At 74.6% G+C, this 2701-nt stretch carries 3 protein-coding genes and 1 pseudogene; 1 reads left to right on the top strand and 3 read right to left on the bottom strand.

Annotation, left to right across the window (positions count from 1 at the left end; all coding sequences use genetic code 11):
* Together B7767_RS26435 and B7767_RS26430 are read right to left on the bottom strand one after the other, a co-directional pair.
* Window positions 1-229: pseudogene (locus B7767_RS26435) on the bottom strand (aminoglycoside phosphotransferase family protein); the annotation flags it as partial.
* 49 nt (window positions 230-278) lie between these two features.
* Window positions 279-1406: an aminopeptidase P family protein gene (locus B7767_RS26430; protein WP_085574383.1), complete on the bottom strand. Its 1128-nt coding sequence runs from the start codon at window positions 1404-1406 to the stop codon at window positions 279-281.
* A gap of 189 nt (window positions 1407-1595) precedes the next feature.
* Here B7767_RS26430 and B7767_RS26425 point away from each other — a divergent pair, with 189 nt between their 5' ends.
* Window positions 1596-2351 (top strand): metallophosphoesterase, encoded by a 756-nt coding sequence (locus B7767_RS26425; protein ID WP_179167291.1) that lies wholly within the window; start codon window positions 1596-1598, stop codon window positions 2349-2351.
* On the opposite strand, the gene B7767_RS26420 is transcribed toward B7767_RS26425, so the two are convergent.
* A partial coding sequence (locus B7767_RS26420; RefSeq protein WP_256923577.1) for a PDZ domain-containing protein occupies window positions 2344-2701 on the bottom strand: 358 nt, incomplete at its 5' end. The genes B7767_RS26425 and B7767_RS26420 overlap by 8 nt on opposite strands.

The following is a 2701-nucleotide window of genomic DNA, read 5'->3' as shown; positions in this document are numbered from 1 at the left end:
CGAGGTCGCGCAGCCGCAGTTCGCGGCGGCGGCGCACGCTCGCCTCACGGTCCGGGGCGAGGCGCAGCACATGGCGGGTGCCGACCCACCAGGTGGCGGGCCCGGCGGACGCGGCGACGGGCCGGACGTCGGGTCCGGCGGCGGACCCGTCGCCCTTCCCGCTGTCCTTCAGCAGGGAACGGGCCAGTCGGCGGACGGTGTCCGCGGTGGGTGTCGGTGCCTGGGTCATGATCGCGCCGTTGCCGTTCGGGGAGGCAGGGAGGGGACGGGGGAGCCGTTCAATCCACTATGACCATCTCCCGCGCGGTGTTGTTCAGCCGCCGGCCGCCGTCCTCGGTCACGGTCACGATGTCCTCGATGCGCACGCCGAACCGGCCGGGCAGATAGACGCCGGGTTCGACGGAGAAGCACATGCCGGGGACGAGCGGCTGCTCCTCGCCCTCGATCATGTAGGGCGGTTCGTGCGTGGTGACGCCGATGCCGTGCCCGGTGCGGTGGATGAAGTACTCCCCGTACCCGGCACCGGCGATGACCGCGCGGGCGGCGCGGTCGACGTCCTGGCAGGCGACCCCGGGCCGCACCGCGCGGAAACCCGCCTCCTGTGCCTCGCGCACGAGGTCGTGCACCCGGCGCTCCTCGTCGGTGGGTTCCCCGACGTGGACGGTGCGGGAGGTGTCGGAGCCGTAGCCGTCCTTGAGGCCGCCGAAGTCGAGGACGACCATGTCGCCGCGTCCGATGACGCGGTCGCCGATCTCGTGGTGCGGGTTGGCGCCGTTGGGTCCGGAGGCGACGATCGTGAAGTCGACCTGGGAGTGTCCGAACCGGCGCAGCAGGGCGGCCAGATCGGCCGCGACGTCGGTCTCCCGGCGGCCGGCGAAGGCGACCTGCCTGATCTCCTCGAAGGCCGCGTCCGCCGCGGCCCCGGCGGCGGCCAGGAGTTCCAGCTCCGCCGCGTCCTTGACGGCACGGAGCATCGGCAGGGCCTCGGTGAGGGAGGCGTAGGAGGTGCCGGGCAGCGCCCTCTGCAGGCCGAGCAGGTGCATGGCCCAGGCGTTGTCGCTGATGCCGAACCTCCCGTCCGCGTCCAGCAGGGCGGCGGTGGCGGCGTAGGGGTCCTTGCCGTCGGTCCAGTCGCGCAGGGTGAGGGCGGAGGCGCCGGGGGCGTGCTCGGCGTCCGGGGCCTCCAGGGTGGGGACGACGAGCACGGGGTCCCGGCCGGCCGCCAGGACCAGCAGGGTGAGCCGCTCGGTGACGGCGGTGGGGGTGTAGCCGGTGAGCCACACCAGGTCGGGGCCGGGTGCCACGAGCAGCCCGGCGAGTCCGGCGTCGGCGGCCTGCCGCGCCGCACGCTCCATGCGGGCCTCGTAGTCGTCGGCGGTGAAGGACGCGGGCACGGCGCCGGTCATTCGGGGGCCTCCCAGGACGACAGCAGGTTACGGGCAGCATCCTGCCCGGCGGGCGGGGGTGACGCGAGCCGGTTCGCGGTGTTCACCCCGCGACCCGCCGCAACTAATGGCGGAGCATTGCCCTCCCATTACATCTAATGGTTTTATCTCACCGAACCGTTAGCGGACATGTCGGGGAGGCGTACGGCCGTGCTCGTACTCGCGCACATCAGCGATCTGCATCTGGACGGGACCGCGCGGGCGACGGAGCGCGCCCGGCGGGTGCGGGACAGGCTGTGGGAGCTGCCGGTCCCGCCGGACGCGCTGCTGGTGACCGGGGACATCGCGGACCACGGCACCGAGACCGAGTACGAGGAGGCCGCCCGCCTGCTGGGGCTGCGCGACGGGACCGCCCCGTTCCCGGTGCTGACCTGCCCGGGCAACCACGACAGCCGGGCGCCGTACCGCAAGGCGCTGCTGGGCCGGCCGGCCGCCGACGGGCCGGTCAACAGCGCGCACGTGCTGGCCGGCGGCGCGGTGCTGATGTGCGACTCGAGCATCCCGGGCCGTGACGACGGGGAACTGGACGCGGAGACCTGTGCCTGGATCGAGTCGACGCTCGACGGACTCGACGACGGCCTTCCGGTCCTGCTCGCCTTCCACCACCCCCCGGTGCCGCTGCACCATCCCCTGCCCGACTCCTACCCGTTGCGCGACCCCGAGCGGCTGGCCGCCCTGCTGGCACGCCGTCCCCAGGTCACCGGGCTGATCACCGGTCACGCCCACACCCCGGCCGCCACGACGTTCGCGGGCCGCCCGGTGCTGGTGGGGCCGGGCGTGACCTGGACGCTGCGGCTGCCCTGGGAGGGCGAGCGGATCGCGGACCGGGACGCCCCGGTCGGGCTCGCCTTCCATGTACTGGACGACGAGGGCCGGCTCACCAGCCACTTCCGCGTGGTCACGTGACGATGCCGGGGACGGCCGTCAGCTGCTGGTGGCCGCCGCCCCGGCGGCGCACCGTCAGTTCCACCGCGTCGCCCGGGCGGGCACGGGCGACGGCGCGTGCCAGGTCGGCGGCCGAGTCGACACGGGTGGCGCCGAAGGAGAGGAGGACGTCGCCGCGTACGAGACCGGCCGAGGACCCCGGGCCGGGCACGTGCACGGCGACGACCAGCGCCCCGGGTCTCCTGTCGTCGGCCACCTCCACGCCGAGCCTGGTGACCACGGGCGCGGACGGGGCGGTCCGCGGTGCCGTGGACGGGGCCGGGGCCGGGGCCACCGCGGTCTGCCGCTTCAGCTCGGTGAGCCCGCCCGCG

The sequence above is a fragment of the Streptomyces sp. 13-12-16 genome, assembly GCF_002114215.1.
In the GTDB taxonomy this organism is placed as follows: domain Bacteria; phylum Actinomycetota; class Actinomycetes; order Streptomycetales; family Streptomycetaceae; genus Streptomyces.
This window is presented reverse-complemented; position numbering and strand designations above follow the sequence as displayed.